The organism is Bradyrhizobium sp. 25ACV, assembly GCF_054863005.1.
Genome location: NZ_JAVAYO010000219.1, coordinates 1 through 230, shown reverse-complemented (window position 1 = coordinate 230; position 230 = coordinate 1). Strand labels below are relative to the sequence as shown.

At 60.4% G+C, this 230-nt stretch carries 1 pseudogene; it reads right to left on the bottom strand.

Annotation, left to right across the window (positions count from 1 at the left end):
• Nucleotides 1-230, bottom strand: a pseudogene (locus tag RAD04_RS39200) (DNA topoisomerase IV subunit B); the annotation flags it as partial.

Sequence of the window (230 nt, the reverse complement as noted above, 5' to 3'; positions counted from 1 at the left end):
ACCAGATCCTTCACCACCGCACGCTCTTCATATTCCTGCGGCAAGGTGATGCGCAGCATTGCCCGTGACTTCGGGTCCATTGTCGTTTCGCGCAGCTGCATCGGGTTCATTTCGCCGAGACCTTTGAAGCGCCCGATCTCGACCTTCTTGCCCTTGAACTCGGTCGCCTCCAGATGTGCGCGGTGGGCGTCGTCCATCGCGTATAGGCTTTTGGTGCCCGCGGTCAGGCG